Source organism: Streptomyces sp. WM6386, assembly GCF_000972385.1.
In the GTDB taxonomy this organism is placed as follows: Bacteria; Actinomycetota; Actinomycetes; order Streptomycetales; family Streptomycetaceae; genus Streptomyces.
In genome coordinates this window covers 1-16,831 of the sequence record NZ_JXTE01000036.1, presented here as the reverse complement: position 1 = coordinate 16,831, position 16,831 = coordinate 1, and the positions used below count along the sequence as shown (strand labels likewise).

At 69.2% G+C, this 16,831-nt stretch carries 16 protein-coding genes; 6 read left to right on the top strand and 10 right to left on the bottom strand.

What is annotated here, in order from left to right; genetic code table 11:
* Positions 1-11: 11 nt before the first annotated feature.
* Together TN53_RS22190 and TN53_RS22185 are read right to left on the bottom strand one after the other, a co-directional pair.
* Complete coding sequence (locus tag TN53_RS22190; protein WP_046260338.1) at positions 12-773, bottom strand: SDR family NAD(P)-dependent oxidoreductase; 762 nt, start codon at positions 771-773, stop codon at positions 12-14.
* Positions 770-2,122: an L-fuconate dehydratase gene (locus TN53_RS22185; protein WP_046260337.1), complete on the bottom strand. Its 1,353-nt coding sequence runs from the start codon at positions 2,120-2,122 to the stop codon at positions 770-772. The genes TN53_RS22190 and TN53_RS22185 overlap by 4 nt, the downstream gene beginning before the upstream one ends.
* 388 nt (positions 2,123-2,510) lie before the next feature.
* Here TN53_RS22185 and TN53_RS22180 point away from each other — a divergent pair, with 388 nt between their 5' ends.
* Positions 2,511-3,065 carry a Uma2 family endonuclease gene (locus TN53_RS22180; protein ID WP_046260336.1) on the top strand — a complete coding sequence of 185 codons (555 nt, stop codon included), beginning with the start codon at positions 2,511-2,513 and terminating at the stop codon, positions 3,063-3,065.
* A 177-nt stretch (positions 3,066-3,242) separates the two neighbouring features.
* Here TN53_RS22180 and TN53_RS22175 read toward each other — a convergent pair whose 3' ends face one another.
* Entirely contained in the window at positions 3,243-3,434 is a 192-nt protein-coding gene (locus tag TN53_RS22175) for a hypothetical protein (protein WP_046260335.1), read from the bottom strand.
* A gap of 391 nt (positions 3,435-3,825) precedes the next feature.
* Between TN53_RS22175 and TN53_RS22170 the strand changes: the two genes are divergently transcribed.
* The 4 genes from TN53_RS22170 (at position 3,826) to TN53_RS22155 (ending at position 8,651) form a co-directional block, all read left to right on the top strand.
* Entirely contained in the window at positions 3,826-5,106 is a 1,281-nt protein-coding gene (locus tag TN53_RS22170) for a uracil-xanthine permease family protein (protein WP_046260334.1), read from the top strand.
* Positions 5,106-6,413 carry an amidohydrolase family protein gene (locus TN53_RS22165; RefSeq protein WP_046260333.1) on the top strand — a complete coding sequence of 436 codons (1,308 nt, stop codon included), beginning with the start codon at positions 5,106-5,108 and terminating at the stop codon, positions 6,411-6,413. The genes TN53_RS22170 and TN53_RS22165 overlap by 1 nt, the downstream gene beginning before the upstream one ends.
* 212 nt (positions 6,414-6,625) lie before the next feature.
* Positions 6,626-7,621, top strand: a complete 996-nt coding sequence (locus tag TN53_RS22160; protein ID WP_046260332.1) for an isopenicillin N synthase family dioxygenase — start codon at positions 6,626-6,628, stop codon at positions 7,619-7,621.
* Positions 7,622-7,631: 10 nt separating this feature from the next.
* Positions 7,632-8,651 carry a solute carrier family 23 protein gene (locus TN53_RS22155; protein ID WP_234441668.1) on the top strand — a complete coding sequence of 340 codons (1,020 nt, stop codon included), beginning with the start codon at positions 7,632-7,634 and terminating at the stop codon, positions 8,649-8,651.
* Between the two features lie 29 nt (positions 8,652-8,680).
* Here TN53_RS22155 and TN53_RS22150 read toward each other — a convergent pair whose 3' ends face one another.
* Positions 8,681-8,995, bottom strand: a complete 315-nt coding sequence (locus TN53_RS22150; protein WP_052745278.1) for a cupin domain-containing protein — start codon at positions 8,993-8,995, stop codon at positions 8,681-8,683.
* Between the two features lie 1,213 nt (positions 8,996-10,208).
* Here TN53_RS22150 and TN53_RS49350 point away from each other — a divergent pair.
* A complete protein-coding gene (locus TN53_RS49350; RefSeq protein ID WP_324609621.1) occupies positions 10,209-10,799 on the top strand; it encodes a hypothetical protein in 591 nt (196 codons plus the stop codon).
* A 117-nt stretch (positions 10,800-10,916) separates the two neighbouring features.
* Here the strand turns inward: TN53_RS49350 and TN53_RS22140 are convergent, their stop codons facing one another.
* The 6 genes from TN53_RS22140 to TN53_RS22115 all read right to left on the bottom strand — a co-directional run bounded on the left by TN53_RS22140 (position 10,917) and on the right by TN53_RS22115 (position 16,827).
* On the bottom strand, positions 10,917-11,390 hold the full coding sequence (locus tag TN53_RS22140; RefSeq protein ID WP_095046645.1) for a carboxypeptidase-like regulatory domain-containing protein: 474 nt from the start codon (positions 11,388-11,390) through the stop codon (positions 10,917-10,919).
* A 57-nt stretch (positions 11,391-11,447) separates the two neighbouring features.
* Positions 11,448-13,331 carry an MFS transporter gene (locus TN53_RS22135; protein ID WP_234441673.1) on the bottom strand — a complete coding sequence of 628 codons (1,884 nt, stop codon included), beginning with the start codon at positions 13,329-13,331 and terminating at the stop codon, positions 11,448-11,450.
* A gap of 479 nt (positions 13,332-13,810) precedes the next feature.
* Positions 13,811-14,122 carry a hypothetical protein gene (locus TN53_RS22130; protein WP_046260330.1) on the bottom strand — a complete coding sequence of 104 codons (312 nt, stop codon included), beginning with the start codon at positions 14,120-14,122 and terminating at the stop codon, positions 13,811-13,813.
* Positions 14,119-14,949, bottom strand: coding sequence for a hypothetical protein (locus tag TN53_RS22125; protein WP_095046644.1), 831 nt, complete (start codon positions 14,947-14,949; stop codon positions 14,119-14,121). Before TN53_RS22125 ends, TN53_RS22130 begins: the two co-directional genes overlap by 4 nt.
* Positions 14,950-15,283: 334 nt before the next feature.
* Complete coding sequence (locus tag TN53_RS22120; protein WP_159038167.1) at positions 15,284-16,633, bottom strand: FAD-dependent oxidoreductase; 1,350 nt, start codon at positions 16,631-16,633, stop codon at positions 15,284-15,286.
* A complete protein-coding gene (locus TN53_RS22115; RefSeq protein ID WP_046260400.1) occupies positions 16,630-16,827 on the bottom strand; it encodes a ferredoxin in 198 nt (65 codons plus the stop codon). The genes TN53_RS22120 and TN53_RS22115 overlap by 4 nt, the downstream gene beginning before the upstream one ends.
* Positions 16,828-16,831 lie beyond the last annotated feature (4 nt).

Here is a 16,831-nt window from a genome sequence, read left to right as displayed (position 1 = left end):
GTCGTTTCGTGTCAGTGGAAGGAGCCCGGATGTCTGCGGATGCCCTGTATCCCTCCGTCCACGGCGAGTGCCGTCCCGGTGGTGGCACCGGCCAGTGGCCCGGCGAGATACGCGATGGCGTCCGCGACCTGCTGGGCGGTGACCAGGCGGCCGGTGGGCTGGCGGGCGATGAGAGCGGCGCGCTCGGCCTCCGGGTCGTCGGAGTGTTCGAGCAGCCGACGCACCCAGGGGGTGTCCACGGTGCCCGGGGTGACGCAGTTGACCCGGATGCCCTCGCCGATGTGGTCGGCGGCCATCGCCAGGGTCAGCGCGAGCACCGCGCCCTTGCTCGCCGCGTACAGCGCCCGCTGCGGCAGCCCGGCCAGCGCCACGACCGAGCAGGTGTTGACGATGGCCGCGCTGGAGGAGCGGCGCAGATACGGCAGTGCCGCCCGGCTGGTGCGGACGATGCCGAGCACATTGATGTCCAGCACGTGGTGCCATTCGTCGTCCGGGTTGTCCTCGACGGTGCCCTGGGCGCCGACGCCGGCGTTGTTGACCAGCACATCCAGGCCTCCGAACAGGTCCGCCACCCGGCTCACCGCGTCGGCCACCGCTACGGCGTCCCCGACATCGGCCTGTACCGGATGCAACCGCGCGGGCCCCAGAACCCGGTCGAGCACCGCCACCCGGCACCCCCTCGCGGCCAGGGTCTCGGCGGTGGCCAGGCCGATCCCGGACGCACCGCCGGTGACGACCGCGGCCAGCCCCTGGAACTCCTCCCCGGTGTTCACGCCGGGGCGCCCTCGGCCGGGGGCGGGTCGTAGGGGACCTGCCAGGCGGAGCCGCCGGGAAACGCGTACGCGGCGAGCGACTCGGGCCGCATCGCCGAGCTGAAGCCGGGGGCGGTCGGGGCCGCGTACCGCCCCCGGACGATCACGGCCGGGTCGAGGAAGTGCTCGTGCAGATGATCCACGTACTCGATGACCCGGTCCTGAACGGTGCCGGAGACCGCCAGATAGTCGAACATCGCCAGATGCTGCACGAGCTCGCACAGGCCCACCCCGCCCGCGTGCGGGCACACGGGGATCCCGAACTTGGCCGCGAGCAGGAGGATCGCCAGGTTCTCGTTGACTCCCCCGACCCGGCAGGCGTCCAGCTGCAGAAAGTCGATCGCGTCCGCCTGGAGCAGCTGCTTGAACATCACCCGGTTGTGCACATGTTCGCCCGTCGCCACCGGCACCGGCGCCACTGCCCGGCGGATCTCCGCGAGACCGAGAATGTCGTCCGGGCTGGTCGGCTCCTCGATCCAGTACGGGTCGAACTCCGCCAGCCGCCGGACCCACCCGACCGCCTCCTCGACCCCCCAGCGCTGATTGGCGTCCAGCGCCATCCGCACCCCGGGACCGATCGCCCCCCGCGCGGTACGGCACCGCCGCACATCGTCGGCCAGGTCGGCGCCGACCTTGAGTTTGATCTGCCGGAACCCGCTGTCCACGGCCTCCCGGGCCAGCCCGGCGACCTTGCTGTCGGGGTAACCGAGCCAGCCAGGGGACGTGGCATACGCCGGATACCCCTCGGCGCGCAGCCGCGCCTCCCGCTCCTCCATCCCGCCCCGCGCCCGCCGCAGAATCCCCAGCGCCTCATCGGGGGTCAGCGCGTCCTCCAGATACCGGAAGTCGATCAACGCGACCACCTGCTCCGGCGCGAGGCCGGCCAGCAGCTTCCACAGCGGCTTCCGCTCCCGCTTCGCGTACAGATCCCATACGGCGTTCACCACGGCCCCGATGGCCATGTGCACCACGCCCTTCTCCGGCCCCAGCCAGCGCAGCTGACTGTCACCGACGAGCGAGCGGCAGAACCCTCCGAGGTCGGACAGCACCTCTCCCAGCCGCAGCCCCACCACATGCGGGCGCAGCGCCTTGATCGCCGCCACCTCGACCTCATTGCCCCGGCCGATGGTGAAGCAGAACCCGTGCCCCTCCAGCCCGTCCCCGGCATCGGTGCGGATGATCACATACGACGCCGAATAGTCCGGATCGGGATTCATCGCGTCCGACCCCTCGAGCCGACGAGACGTGGGAAACCGGATGTCGTAGGCGTCCAGCGCCGTGATCCGCCCCCGCGTCGGGTGGGGCCTCATGGCAGGCGACTCATCGACGTCATCGGAAGGACTCCACAGAATCAGGCCTGACGGCAAGCTTGGATACCCAAATGACTCTATATCGCCCAAATAACCCGCGCGCCTTGCCGCACGACTGTGTCTCCGAGGCCTGAGCTCCCTCACAACCAGCACTGCAGCCAGGCGGAAAACAGAACAGCGGCTCCCCGAAGGAAGCCTGGGCGTGACAGCCGTCGGCCCGTCGACGCCTGCGGGTTCCCGCACGCGTCGGTCCACCGGCTCCATCGTCGGGCTCGGTGATCACAGATGATCCGTACCCCGCGGCGCCGGGTCCGCCCACCTGCTGTTCCGCCCAGTGATGCGGCACTCACCGCCGTATCATGACGGCACACGGGAAGGAGCACCGTTCATGAGTGTCGACGCGATCGTGCACACCGAGTTCCCCAAGGGTTACACGGTCCTGTTCGGGGCCGACGGAAAGGTGATCATGACCCCGCAGAGCGAGGAGCACTCGAGCACCATCAGGTCGATGCAGATCGACTCGGCCGCCGCCCTCGGCCGCCATGCGAAGGTCACCTCCGACGTCTACATCGACTTCCCCGCCGACGAGAACTCCGCCCCCGACCTGGCCGTCCTGCGTGAGGACGCGCGCAAGGAAGGAAAGCGCTACAGCTTCGAGGACGTCCTGCTGATCTCGGAAGTCGTCTCGACCTCCTCGGCACGCAAGGACTACGACGACTGCACCGCGAAGTACGGCCGGTACGGCATCCCCGTCTACCTCGTCGTGGATCCCTACGCCCGGGAAGTCGTCCTGCACACCGAGCCCACCGCGAGCGGCTACAGCACCGCACACACCCGCGCATACGGCACGGGCAAGCTCCCCATCCCCCTGGCCGACGGCCGCACCTTCACCCTCGACCTCGACGAACTCCCCCTGCCGGACCTGGGGACCGACTCTCGCTGAGAAGGCGCGCCCCGAAGCACGAAGAGGCCCGGCAGCCCGTCGGCGAGGGCGCGATCATCGAAACCGCCCCTGAACAGCTCCACGTCCCGGTGGCCGGAAGGCGAGCCCCCGGGGAAGGACGGCACAGGAAGCCGGCGCCGGGGATCGTTCCCCCCGCCCTCGGGCACTGTGGCCAGGTCAGGCACGAGTGAGGTCGGACAGGAGCACGGACAGGAGGCGTTCCTCCATGACCGCGCTGCCCGACTCATCGACCTCGTCGGCCGGCACCTCGGCGCGGTGGAGGCCGAGGCCCTGGCCCCAACCACCGAGCTCGCACCGCCCGCTCTCGCGACCATCCTGAGCCGTTACCGACAGGCCGTGCCCGGACACGGCGCGAGCCCTCCCGCCGTGTAGGGCGCGACCCAGGGGCGTACGCACCAAGACTCAGGTGTCAGGCCTTTGCGCCACTGTTCCCAGCTGAGGTTCCAGTCACTGGTGAGCGCAGCGGCAGCGCCGCCCACCGGTTGAAGAGCCGACGGCATGCTCACCGAAGGGCACCCAGCCGTTGCCCGTCCGAAATCCGTGTGAAACGCGTCCTCCTTACGGTCGAGCGCACGTCGGTCACGGCTGCAACGGCCGACGGGCGCCCGGGCGGCCCGGCGCGAACCAGCCATCTTCCACCGCGTTTTGAGGAGGGAAGGATGGCTGTGCAGCCTCCTGCCGACACGCGCTCCCCCGAGTCCGGCCCGCACCCCGTCGACGTACGACGCCCCTGCACCGCATGGTGCCGCTGAGCCTCCAGCATCTACTCGTCGCCTACTCGGGCATGGCCACCATGCCGCTGCTCGTAGGAGTCGCGCTGAAGCTGCCGGACGACCGTGTCCGGCTGCTGATCAGTGCCAACCTTCTGGTCAGCGGTCTGGCGACGCTGCTGCAGACACTCGGCTTCAAGTGGTTCGGGGCGCGGCTGCCGATCGTGATGGGGGCGACGTTCACCGCGATCACTCCGGCCGTGCTCATCGGCCAGGAGCACGGTCTGGCCGCCGTGTTCGGCGCGACGATCGTCGCCGGGCTCGTGACGGTGGCCGTCGCGCCGTGGTTCGGGCGGATCCTGCATCTGTTCCCGCCCCTTGTCACCGGCTCGGTCATCGCGGTGATCGGGTTCTCACTGGTGCCGTCCGCGGCCGGGCTCGTCACCGGGAGCGGCCAGGGCGGAAGCGGCGTCCAGAGACTCGGCCTCGCCGCGGTCACCGTCGTCCTCGTCGTCCTCGTCGAACGGCTCGCGCCGCCTGCCGTGGCCCGCTTCTCGGTACTGGTCGCGATGGCCGCCGGGACACTGCTGGCTGTTCCCCTGGGTCTGTTCGACGGTTCGGCGGTCGGTGCGGCGAAGGCCCTGAGCCTGCCGGATCCGACCGCGTTCGGGGCGCCCACGTTCGTCGTCACAGCGATCGTCGCCATGCTCGTCGTGCAGGTGGTCAACATGGTCGAGTCGGTGGGCGACACCCTCGCCGTGGGCCAGATCGTGGGGCGCGGCGACGACCCGGAGACCGTGGTGCGGGCACTGCGTGCGGATGGCGCGGCCACCGTGGTCTCCGGCGGGCTCTCCTCCTTCCCGATCGTGACGTTCGGGCAGTCCGTGGGCCTGTTGAGCGTGACCCGGGTGATGAGTCGTCATGTCGTGGCGCTGTCCGGCGGGTTGATGGTCCTGCTCGCCTTCGTGCCCGCGCTCGGGGCGGCGGTCGCGGCGGTGCCGGGACCCGTGCTCGGTGCGGTGTCGCTGGTGACGTTCGGCACCGTCGGGGCGGTCGGTCTGCGGATCCTGAGCCGCGCCGACCTCGCCGACGGGCGCAATCTGCTCACGGCGGCGCTCGCGTTCGGCCTCGGCATGATCCCGGTCGGCGCTCCCGACTTCTACGCCCCGCTCCCCGCGTCCCTGCGCACGGTCCTGGACAGCGGTATCGCCGCGACCGGAATCGTCGCCTTCACGTTGAATCTGCTGTTCCACCACACCCGCCGCATTCGCCACACTCACCTCTTCGGTCGCGGCAAGGAGCAGTCCTGATGTACCTCGACACGATCACCGATGTCTGTGTGTGGAGCGGCGGGCGGTGGCTCGACGCGCGGGACGTGCATCTGGCGGACGGGCGGGTGACGGCCGTCGTCGCGGCCCGCGAACTCCCTCGTGGCAAGAGGGTGTTGAAGGCAGCGGGCGGGCATCTGATCCCGGGCCTCGTCAACACGCACACTCACCTCCACCAGGCGTGCATGCGTGGCATCGGCGAAGGCGAGCCGTTGCTGTCCTGGCTGCGAACCGTCGGCGAGGAGACCGTCGCGCTCACCCCCGAGCGTGCTTACGCCGCTTCCGCTGCCGCGGCGACGGAAGCGCTGCGCAGCGGCACCACCACACTGGTCGACCACATGTGGCCGAACCCGTCCCCCGAGATCCACGACGCGGTGCTGCGCGCCCTGAACGACTCGGGGATCCGTGCGGTGCTGTGCCGGGGCGTGGCCGACCGGGCGGACCCGTCCCGCAAGTGGGGCTTCGACCCGCGCCTCATGCAACCGCTGGAAACCGCCCTCACTCACACCGACGAACTGACGGCTGCCACGGCGGGCAGCCGCGTCTCGCTGGGCCTCGCCGTGCCCAATCCGCGCTCCCTCACCCCGGAAGGGATGCGGCAGGTGCGGGCGTACGCCGAAGACCGGGACCTGCCTGTGTCGATCCACCTCCTGGAGACACCGACGGACGACCAGATGTGCCGTCAGCACACCGGCCAAGGGGCCGTGGAATACCTGGAGTCGGCCGGATTCCTGTGGGAGCGGCTGCTCGCCGTGCACTGCGTGGAGCTGGGCACGGCGGGCCGTGCGACCCTCGCCCGGCACGGAGTCGGAGTCTCCTACAACCCGCTCAGCAACATGCGCCTGGGCAGCGGCATCGCCCCTGTCATCGCCATGCGGGAAGCGGGACTCCGGGTGGGGCTCGGGGTCGACGGAGCCGCCAGCAACGACACCCAGGACATCCTGGAGGCGATGCGGATCGGGGCGTATCTGCAGCGAGCCGCGCACCGGCGGGCCGATCTCCTCGGCTTCACGGAGATGCTGGCCATCGCCTCGGGCGGCGTCAACGAGGTACTCGGGCTGGATCCCCGCGCGGATGGTGTGGTGCCGGGGATCAGGGCCGACCTCGTGCTGCACCGCTTCGAACGGGACTACGCGTGCCTTCCGGTGCGCGATCCGGGCGCGACGCTGCTGACCTGTGCCTCGAGCCGCACCGTGGACACGGTCCTGGTGGCAGGCGAGGCGGTGGTGCGTGACGGACGCAGTGCCCGGCTCTCCGAGGAGTTCCTGGTGGACGTGATGCTGCGGTAACAGAGCCGGTTCCGTGGACGAAACACGGCGCCGCCAGGCTGGCTTCATCGCGCATGGCCCCCGTCGAGGGGGCACGTGCCAGCCCACGGCGCCGGACCCACCAACGGGTCCGCAGGTGACCGTGCCCGCGGACCTCTGCGTGTCCGCGGCGGGGGTGCAGGGGCGGTGACTGCACTCCGTAGAGACCACTCGTTCCAGGAGTGCCATCCGCGATGACAGACCCGACTTACTCGACGTACACCCTCACCGAACTCGACCGGGAGACCCGCATGGGCGGGGCCGGCAGCGAGACCACGAGCCGGGAGATCCGGCGGATCGACCTCACCGACTTCGAGGCCCGCAAGGCCGAGATCACCGAGGAGCTGTGGGCGGCGGCCACGGACATCGGCTTCTTCCAGCTGGTCAACCACGGCATCGAACAGGCCCAGGTGGACGAGGCGTTCGTGAACGCCGAGTCCTTCTTCGCGCTGCCCGAGGACCGCAAGGCCCGGCACGCGCTCAAGAAGGGACTCAACTCCGGGTGGGAGTCCATGACCCAGGTCAGGCCGTCCGTCGGGACACCGGACCAGAAGGAGTCGTACCAGCTCACCCGCCCCCACATGGAGGGGCTCTGGCCCGACGACGTCCTGCCCGAATTCCGGCCGCGGGCCCTCGGCTTCGAGGCGCGCTGCCGCGAGGTGGCGATGCGGGTGCTGTCCTGCTTCGCCGACAGGCTCGGCTTCGACAGCGACTTCTTCGCCCGCGCCCACGACTCCCGTAGCGCGCACTACCAGTCCACCCTGCGGATGCTGCACTACTTCGCGTTGCCCGAGGACGCGGAGTACGACCCGACCGTGTGGCGGGCCGGCGCGCACACCGACTTCGACTGCCTGACCCTGCTCTTCCAGCGGGACGGGCAGGGCGGTCTGCAGGTGTGCCCGGGGAAGGAGGCCGAGGCGCAGGAGTGGACTCCCGTGGTGCCCTCGGCCGACGTCATCACCTGCAACATCGGCGACATGCTGATGCGGTGGAGCGACGACCGGCTGCCGTCCAACTTTCACCGGGTCAAGTCCCCGGGTCCCGGCGAGGACCGGGGCGCCCGCTACAGCATCGCCTTCTTCGCCCAGGCCGACCGTGACGTGGTGATCGAGGGGCCGGACGGCCGGTATCCGCCGATCACGGCGGAGCGGTACATCCAGCAGCGCATCGCCGCCAACTTCGCGCGGTAGAGGGGTTGTTGTGACCTGGCCGTTCGCCAAGGCGGCACGTTTCTTCCCGCCACTGGTCAGCGGTGTGGTGATCACCGTGGTCGGCCTGGCCCTGATCGGTGTCGGCGCCGACCTCGTCATCGGCAACGATCCCGAGGCGGCGGACTACGCGGCACCGTCCCGCCTCGCCCTCGCCGCCCTCGTCGTCATCGTCATCCTGCTGGTGGCCAGGTTCGGCAGGGGCTTTCTGGCCCAGACCGGTGTCCTGCTCGGGCTGCTGGCCGGTACCGCGGTCGCGGTACCGATGGGTCTGGTGGATCTGTCCGCCGCCCGCGGCGCCGACTGGATCGGGGTGAGTGCTCCGTTCCACTTCGGCGCGCCCGAGTTCCCGCCCGTCGCGGTCATCTCCATGTGCGTCGTGATGCTGGCCCTGTTCGCCGAGTCGACCGCGGACCTGATCGCCGTCGCCGAACTCACCGGCAAGGAGCTGACGACCGGGGACGTGGCGCGCGGGCTGGCCGCCGACGGACTGTCCGGGGTGTTGGGCGGAGTGATGAACGCCTTCCTCGACACCGTCTTCGCCCAGAACGTCGGCCTGGTGTCGATGACGCGGGTGCGCAGCCGCCATGTGGCCGCCGTCGCGGGCGCCATCCTGGTCGCCCTGGGCCTGATTCCCAAGCTGGGGGCGGTGGTGGCCGGGCTGCCCGGACCGGTCGTGGGCGCGGCGGGACTGGTCATGTTCGCCACCGTCGCCGCGGTCGGCATCAGTACGCTGCGGAAGGTCGAGTTCGAGGGTACGCACAACCTGCTGATCGTCGCCGTGTCGATCGGCGTGGGTCTGGCGCCCGACGTGGCGCCGGACCTCTACTCCCGTTTCCCCGACGGCGTGCGCATCGTGCTGGGCTCACCGGTGACGAGCGCGACCCTGCTCGCCTTCGGACTGAACCTGTCCTTCAACCGGAGCGGGCAGTCACGCACGGCGGACGACGAGGCGGGGGCAGCGAAGCAGACTCGGCCGACGTCCACCACCCCGGCGGAATACGTCCCCTAGCGCGGAGGCCGGGGCGACCGCGCACGTCATCAGCGCGGGCTCGGGTCGGCCGGGTGCTGGTGGTCGGTGCCGGGTGCGTTCTGGACCGCGAGGATACGGACGCGGTCGCGGTCGCGGTCGCCGGGGGCACGCCAGCGGTGCGGGACGCCACCCGGGTAGATGAGGCTGTCGCCCGGGCCCAGGCGTTCGAGACGCGGGCCGGACGGAGTCTGCAGCTCGACTTCTATCTCGCCGTCCACCACGTGGACGAACTCGTCGCCGGGGTGCTCGAAGTGGTCCCGGAAGTCCGCGTCTCCCTCCTTCCCAGCGCAGGACCGGTCTTCGCGCCTCCGCCCCCTGTCCACCGCACGGCTGCTCCCCGCGGCACGCTCCGCACGCAGGGAGCGGCCTCTGTCTGGCACCTGCCCGTCACGCGGCGGCCGGCATCGCTGGTCAGGTGGGCACGCCCGGCACCCGGCCCGCCTGGCGGACCTCCACACCCGTCTGAGCGATCAGTTTCGCGTCTCTCTCGTGAAGGCCGGTCAGCAGGGACATGACGAAACAGCGCATTGTACGCGCCACTTACCACTCAGTAACCCGATCGCAGACCTGAACCCCTCGAACGGGACAGCGCTCTCGCCCCCGTTCGGCAGGGCGTCTACCAACGAAGAAGAAGTCCAGTCGGTGAGTTCGACCCCGGCTGCGACGCCATACCCGACTCATGCGCCCAAGGAGACAGAGCATGAACAAGATCGAACCAATGGCCGCCGACGGCAACGGCCCCGAGGACCACACCACGCAGCCCCTCGGGAGCGTCGACCAGGCCGCCCGGCTCCAGTCCGGGAAGGCCTCCACCTCACGGAGGTCGGCGAGGAGATCATTGAGCAGGCGTTTCTCCTCGACGCGGACGCCACACTCGATCATGGCCTCGCCGAGCGCCGGGTCCCGAGGAGTGGGAGCCGGCTTGCCGGTGGTGAGCGGACTACCGAGGCCGCGTTCGACAGCGTTCAGGTAACCGGGCTGCCGTCATCCGCTCGTCCTCGGCGTTGCCGGCGGCGAGCAGTCCGGCGTTGGCATGGCCGCGGTCGACGACCAAACGCAAGCCAACCGCCTGCGGCGCGCCGGGAACCGCAGCACACCCACGTGACCCCGCGCAACCTCGCCACCGACAACGACCTACTGTCCTGCCGAATGCGCCAGCTGCTGTCCGTTCCCGACAAGGACGATATCAACACGCCCACCGGACAATCCGACACCACACACCATGGGGCCACTGCACAGCTTCTGCACCAATGCGCTACCCGAGCGCACCCCCACGCCGACCACAGCTGACGGCGCGTCAACAGGTCCACGAAAGTGCCAGGTCAGGATGGGTCACGCGGTTCTCAGTCCGTTCTCTGCGCGAAACCCCAAACCTCTGACCAACGCATTCCGAAACGCAGGTCAGAGAGTACGTCCACCGATGGACCACTCGGCCCGAAATAGAAGAAACCCCAGGTCAGAGACCTGACCTGGGGTTCAGAAAGAGCCGCCTTCGGGATTCGAACCCGAGACCTACGCATTACGAGACCAGGGTTCGTGCCTAGTTCCGGCTCGTGCCGCCCGGTGCTGTTCTGCCTGATCAGACCACATGCGACCAGTTCCACCGTGACACCCTGTGTTATCCGGTCCAAAGGCGTCCGGCCGCACTGTGGCCGCACATGGAACACCCACGGGTGTTCCGGGCGATCGGAACGCCATTGTCACCCTCCGACAGGGCAGCCGCAATGCTCCTGCTCCTGCTCCGAAGTGCCGATAACCGGTAAGAGAGCCCGCACGCACCAGTTGGCGCCAGGGTCTGCTGGGTCATCTCTCGTCGAGCCGTTCATCGAGGATCTCGGCAGCCCAGCCACGCAGCCGTCGGCGCATGGCCTCTACCTGGCCACCAGCATCGCGACCACAGCCTGCCTCATCCGCCAGCATGTGCCAGAACTCGGACAAGGCGCCCGGATGGTGGCCGTAACGGCGTTGATGCTGGCCGGCACCTTGTCGGCCTACGGCCATCCCTCCGCCAGCGCCCTCGCTGCGTACGAAGCCGACCCCGCCGTGATGGAGCTCCGACTGGACCTGCAGGAGAACCTGGAGTACGCCGTCGCCACCCTGATCGCAGGCACGCTGGCGCGGTCCTGAGGGTTTGCATGGTGATGTCCTTCAAGGATTTCGAACCGCGCGGGTCCGCGGCGTACGACCGGTGCTTCGGTGGTACGCCGCGGACCACGACCCCAGGGCCTCTCGGGTTGCGAACTATCAGTGGTGGGCGAGTTCAATCTCAACGGGTTCGGCGTACGGCCGGTAGCCAGGGGCAGTGACCGCCGGCGTGGCCGTACCCGGCACCAGGCCGGGTACGTTGAACACGCCCAGGGCGTCGGTCTGTTCACTCGCCACGACCTCCCCGCGGGCATCGGTCACGATGACCGCGGCGGCGAAATCGGGAGCCCGGTGTTCGGCCGAGTGCACCATCCCGACAAGCCCGCTGCTGCTGCCGAGCACGATGTCGTACGAGAGCGGCTCGCCCTCCACCACGAGGGTCGCGGCCCGCGGCTCGTATCCGTCTGCCGAGGCGATCAGGATGTACGACCCGATCCCGGGCGCATCGAGGGCGTACGAACCGTCGGCGTGACCGAAGGACCTGCCCACCTGACGCCCACCCAGCATGGTCAGGATCACAGCGGTCCCAGCCACCGGCGACTCTCCCGCTCCACGCACGCGCCCGCCGACCATGTGCCCTCCACCGGCGCCTGCCTGGGCACCGCGCTCGACGTGGTCGTCGGCTCCGCATCACCCGGCGCCTCGGCCACGGCGGCGGGGGCTGTCCGACGTCTCCGCCGGCGCGTCGCCCGCAGCCGAGTGACGGCGCGGAACGAAGAAGGCCAGGACAACAGCGAGAAGCGCGGAACCGGCGGCAACAGCCAGGGCCGTCTTGAAGCCGTTCTCCGACGGCAGCGCGGCACCCTGGAACGGAGTGATCATCTGGGCGAGGATCACCGCCACGACGGCACTGGCGGTCGAGGATCCCAGCGAGCGCATCAGCGTATTGAGGCTGTTCGCCGCCCCGGTCTCGGACGCGGGCACCGCGCCCATGATGAGGGTCGGCATGGCACCGGCATTGAAGCCGATACCGGCACCGATGATGGAGGACACCAGAACGAAGTGCCAGATCTCGCTCATCAGCAAGATGCCCAGGCCATAGCCGACGGCGACGATGAAGGCACCGATCATCAGCGTCGTCCGTGGTCCCCTGGCCCGTGAGACAGCTGCGGACAGGGGGGCCGTGGCTATCATGACCAGGCCCGTGGGCGCGGTGACGAGTCCCGCGGTCGTCAGGGACGTACCCAGGCCGTAGCCGGTCGCCTCGGGCAACTGAAGCAGCTGCGGGAACACCAGCATCATCGTGAACGTGCCCACGCCGATGGCGATCGAGGCGAGGTTGGTGAACAGGACTTGGCGGCGCGCGGTAAGGCGCAGGTTCACCAGCGGCTCACTGACGTGGAGTTCGTACACGCCCCACACGACGAGGATCACCACAGCCGCTGCGAACAGGCCGAGAGTGGTACCGCTTCCCCAGCCCCAGTCGTCGCCCTTGGATATCGCCAGGAGAAGGCTGATCAGACCAGCCGCCATACCGACGGCACCGATGACGTCGAAGCGTCCGCCGCTGCGTATCTTCGAGTCCGGCAGGAACAACAGGACCAGTACACCCGCCAGGGCGCCGACGACGCCCGAGGCCCAGAACAGCACGTGCCAATCGAAGTTCTCCGCGACGGCGGCTGCGGCCGGCAGACCGAGCGCACCGCCCACGCCGAGGGAAGCGCTCATCAGGGCGGTCGCGGAGCCGAGCCGCTCGGGCGGCAGCTCGTCACGCATGATGCTGATGCCGAGCGGGATCATGCCGGCAGCGAGGCCCTGCAGCGCGCGGCCGACGACCAGCGGTACCAGGGACTCGCTGAGCGCGGCGACGACCGAGCCGGCCACCAGCATGGCGATGCTCACCAGGAGCATGCGACGCTTGCCGAACATGTCTGCGAGACGACCAACCACCGGAGTGGCGACAGCGCTGGCCAGCAGCGTGGCTGTGACGGCCCAGGAGGTGTTGGAGGCCGAGGTGTCCAGGAGGTCCGGCAGCTGCGGCAGGATCGGAATCACCAAGGTCTGCATCAGCGAGAAGACGATTCCACCGAAAGCCAGGATGGCGACAAAAGGACCGGTCCGCGAAGGCGCAGACGTACGGGTGCCACCTCTGTCCGTGACAGCAGTGGGCGTGGATGGGGTCATCATCGGGTTCTCCGTACATGGTGGTGGGCGAGGGCAGCGACAGCGGGTGGCGCTTCGGTCCGGGCCCAGCTCGCGGCCGACACCGCTGGCCTTGATGCCGCCGAACGGCGCGACCGGGTCGGGCTGGAACCGATTGGCGCCGACGTTCCCGCTGCGGATCCGCTCAGCGACGGCGATACCGCGCTCGCGGTCGGTGGTCCAGACGGTGCAGCCGAGGCCGTAGTCGGTGTCGTTGGCGATCCGGATCGCGTCGGCCTCGTCCTCATAGGCGATCCCTGACAGGACCGGGCCGAAGATCTCCTCCTGGACGGCGATCGTGTTGCTGTCGACGTCGGCGCACACGGTCGGCTCGACGAACCAGCCCGCGGGGCACCCGCCGCCGACCGTGATCCGCCCGCCCTCGGCACCGCCTTCGCGATGTAGCCCTCGATGCCGTCCCGCCGGCGCTCACCAGTCATCGGACCGATCTGGGTGCCGGGGTCGAGCGGGCCGCCGACCGTCATCGAGTCGGCGAACGGGGAGAACACGACGACCTTCGCGTAGCTGCTGCGCGAAGCCCGTTACCGGGTGCCGACGCAGCAGGCCTGGGCGTTGTTGACCAGCGTCGTGGTGAACGGGTCCTAGCCGATCGTGGCGAGGTCGAGCCTGGCGTCGTCGGGGATGACGGCGGCGGATTTGCCGCCCAGCTCCAGCGTCACCGGCCGCAGATCTCCGCGGTCAAGCGGCCCGCCGCGGTGAAACAGGGGAAAGCGACCTTGCCAACGCCGGGATGCGCGACGCGGTGCCCGTGTCCCGGCGCCGGCGTTGGCCCGGCTCATGTCTCACTGGTCATTGAGGCCGACACTTGACCGGCACGTGTGCCTGCTTGGTCAGGTCTCGAAACTCGGTGACCCATAGGGCGCCACGATGGCGCTGTACTGCTTTTGAAACGCCATCAGGTCCTCGAGTGACCGCAACGGCTTGTCGTGGATGAGTTGGGCGAACTGAACCAAGATGATCGGCTGCACGCCCATGCCGTAGAGGCGACCGATGTCTTTGGCGCGCAGCGCCGCCGACTCCTCCTGGTCGAGATCGAACCCGCGAGCGTATTCATCGATGTCGCGCATGAACAGCTCGCGTGGCGCCGAGTCGAGGTTGAGGGTGACCAACCGGATTGCCTTGTTCAACTGGTAGAGGCTCATTCGAAACTCCACTGGAAGAAGGGCAGTCGGGCCATCGGCGTGTCCAGCAGCTGCCAGGACATACAGGGCACACCACCGGCCATTCCGGCCAGCAGCACGAAGGTGAGAAACCCTGCCGCGTAGTTTCCTGCCTGCTTCAGGCGTTCCTCGCTGAGCTTCTCGAGTGCCTGCTCGACGTCGCCATGACCGACCAGCGCCGAAGCCCAACGATCGAACTCCTCGTCGGGCGCCAACGGCCGTGGCCCGCCGACTTCGACCGACAGGTGCCCGCTGCAGACCACAGCGATTCTTTGGTCACCCGGAAAGTCCTCGATGAGCGATCGGAGAACTCCGCCCACATCGTAGAAGCGGCGTGCTGGAGGTATCGGCGGCGCCATCACGTTGCAGAACACCGGCACGATGGGCAGGTCGCCCTGCGGACGCAAGAACGCCAGCGGCATCGTGAACGCATGGTCAATCAAGAACTCGTCGGAGAACGCGAAGTCGACGCCGCGTTCCGGCCCGTGGCGGATGATGTGACGAGCCAGATCCACGTCGACCGCGGCCTCATAATCCGGCGCGCCCCACTCGCGCTCCCACGGCCACGTTCCCTTGGCGGTGGGGGATTTGCCGATGAGAAACTGCGGCATGTTGTCCAGGAAGAACTGGTTCAGGTGGTCGTTGCCGATACAGACCACGACATCGGGACGCGACGCGGCCAGCGCATCCCGCAGAGCCTGAAATTCTCGAGTCGCGCCCATCACTGACGGATCGTTGCCCTGTGGGTTACGCAGACGGGCCAAGCCCGGGTGATGCGATACTCCAAATATCGAGACGATATTACTCACTCACTACACTCCCCTTCGGGCGCAATTCGCCTTTGACCATATCGACCTTGAACGCAGCGGTCCTGGTCTGTACGGCCTTCTACGTGACCAGTGCTGATGTTGCTGATGTGCCCGCCCTCGGGCACACGATCGGCGGTGCTCGGTGCCGTGCTCAAGAAGCCCGGCTGGGCGGGAGCAGATCGTGCCGTGACACCGATGGCGGTGTTCCTTGACAGTGATCCGAGAACCTGGATGAGGTGCACGGCGGAGCGGGAGGCATTGCCGCCTCCGCCGTACGGCATCGCGGTTCTCCGTTACCTGTCACTGAGAACAGCTCCGCGCTCTGCTGGCCTGCCTACTTGTTCGTGGTGGGAGTGATGTTTTTGTTGTGGCGCAGCAGGTTCTTCGGGCCCCAGGCGGTCTTGATCTCGGTGAGCCGCCGGTACTTGGCCTCGCTCCCGAACACGCCGCGGCGCCACTCCTCACCCTGATCCTCGGTTCCGGGAAGGCCGTGGCTGTGGAGGGCGTCGCTCCAGGCGGTGCGGGCGGTGATGGCCTGCTGCCACGTGCGGAGGCTCTTGGGTGGCATGCCGACGGCCAGGGCGCCGGTGAGCCGACTGCCGGTGCGGTAGACCGCGGTGAACTTGCGTGCTTCAAGGCTCCCTTCGACGATTCGTACTTCGTCGTGACCGCGCAGGTGGCCGTAGGCGCGGATCTTCATGTCGTACTGGTCGGACCAGAAGTACGGGACGGGCGCGAAGGGCCGCTGTGCGCCCAGGAGGTTCCGGGCGGCTGCCATGGCCTGCTCGGTGGCGTTGGCGCGGTGCTCGACGCGCATCGAGGTGTCGAAGAGCGGGTTGTGCCAGCGGGCCACGTCACCCGCGCCGTACACGCCGGGTGCGGCGGCGGAGAACGCGTCGCAGACCAGTCCGTCGTCGAGGGGGAGACCGCTGCCGGTCAGCCATTCGGTGTTGGGACGGGAGCCGACGGCCACCAGTACCGTCTCGGCCTCGACCAGGCTGCCGTCGGCCAGCCGTACGCCGTCGGGGACGACCTCGGTGACCGCGGTACGGGTGCGCAGGTCCACGCCGTGCTCCAGGTGGGCCCGGCTGAGGATCCGGCCGATGTCCTCGCCCACCGCGTGGGCCAGCGGGACGGGCGCGGGTTCCAGGAGGGTCACGCGGGTGCCCAGGCCGGCCGCCACCGCCGCGGCCTCGGCGCCCAGGAACCCGGCGCCGACCACGGCCAGGGTTCGGCCCGGGCCGAGGCGGTCCTTCAGGGCGAGTGCGTCGTCCAGGGTGCGCAGGGTGTGGGCCGCGGTGCCGGGCAGCTGCCGGGGGCGGACTCCGGTGGCCACGATCAGCCCGTCGTACGCCACCTCGGTGCCGTCGGACAGCAGCACGGTCCGGGCAGCGAGGTCCGCTCCTGTGGCTTCGCAGCCGTAACGGGCGTCCAGGCCAAGGGAGTCGAGGTCATCCTGGGTACGCAGGGGAAGCCGGTCGGGCGTCCAGGCGCCGGAGAGGATCTCCTTCGACAGCGGTGGCCGGTCGTAGGGAGCCGACGCTTCGTCGCCGATGAGCGTGATGGTGCCGGTATGGCCGGAGCGGCGCAGGGTTTCGGCGGCGGCGAGGCCGGCCGCGGAGGCGCCGACAATGACGACGCGGCTCGGTGTACCGGCCGGTGGACTGGTCGTGTCCGCGGTCATGACTCTTCCAGGCGGATCGCGGCCGCGGGGCACACTGTGGCCGATTCACGGACGGCGTCGTGGAGTTCGGCGGGCGGGGTGGCGTCGAGGAGGACGACCAGGCCGTCCTCGTCCCGCTGGTCGAAGACGTCGGGGGCGATGAGTACACACTGGCCCGAGGCGACGCACTTGGGGACGTCGACTTCTACACGCATGACG

Coding starts and splice junctions, on each gene's coding strand:
- TN53_RS22160 (WP_046260332.1), top strand. CDS start 6,626: ATGACAGACCCGACTTACTCGACGTACACCCTCACCGAACTCGACCGG.
- TN53_RS22170 (WP_046260334.1), top strand. CDS start 3,826: ATGGTGCCGCTGAGCCTCCAGCATCTACTCGTCGCCTACTCGGGCATG.
- TN53_RS22165 (WP_046260333.1), top strand. CDS start 5,106: ATGTACCTCGACACGATCACCGATGTCTGTGTGTGGAGCGGCGGGCGG.
- TN53_RS22120 (WP_159038167.1), bottom strand. CDS start 16,633: ATGACCGCGGACACGACCAGTCCACCGGCCGGTACACCGAGCCGCGTC.
- TN53_RS22185 (WP_046260337.1), bottom strand. CDS start 2,122: ATGAGGCCCCACCCGACGCGGGGGCGGATCACGGCGCTGGACGCCTAC.
- TN53_RS22140 (WP_095046645.1), bottom strand. CDS start 11,390: ATGGTCGGCGGGCGCGTGCGTGGAGCGGGAGAGTCGCCGGTGGCTGGG.
- TN53_RS22180 (WP_046260336.1), top strand. CDS start 2,511: ATGAGTGTCGACGCGATCGTGCACACCGAGTTCCCCAAGGGTTACACG.
- TN53_RS22115 (WP_046260400.1), bottom strand. CDS start 16,827: ATGCGTGTAGAAGTCGACGTCCCCAAGTGCGTCGCCTCGGGCCAGTGT.
- TN53_RS22130 (WP_046260330.1), bottom strand. CDS start 14,122: ATGAGCCTCTACCAGTTGAACAAGGCAATCCGGTTGGTCACCCTCAAC.